1 protein-coding gene is annotated in these 255 nt (G+C 63.1%); it reads right to left on the reverse strand.

The features are described 5' to 3' along the window. Nucleotides 1–255: cytochrome b N-terminal domain-containing protein (locus IB248_RS31255; protein WP_192242268.1), on the reverse strand; the 255-nt coding region annotated here is incomplete at both ends.

A 255-nucleotide genomic window follows, 5' to 3' on the forward strand; every position in this document is an offset into this window, starting at 1 on the left:
CAATGACGAAGGGCAGCAGGTAGTGCAGCGAGAAGAAGCGGTTCAGCGTCGGGTTGTCGACGGCAAAGCCGCCGAGCAGGAACTGCTGGATCCACTCGCCGACCAGCGGGAATGCCGAGAAGAAGCCGGTGATGACGGTCGCGCCCCAGAAGGACATCTGGCCCCAGGGCAGAACGTAGCCCATGAAGCCGGTCGCCATCATCAGCAGGTAGATGAGGACGCCGAGGATCCAGAGGATCTCGCGCGGCGCCTTGT

Source organism: Rhizobium sp. RHZ01 (assembly GCF_014851595.1).
Taxonomy (GTDB): domain Bacteria; phylum Pseudomonadota; class Alphaproteobacteria; order Rhizobiales; family Rhizobiaceae; genus Rhizobium; species Rhizobium altiplani.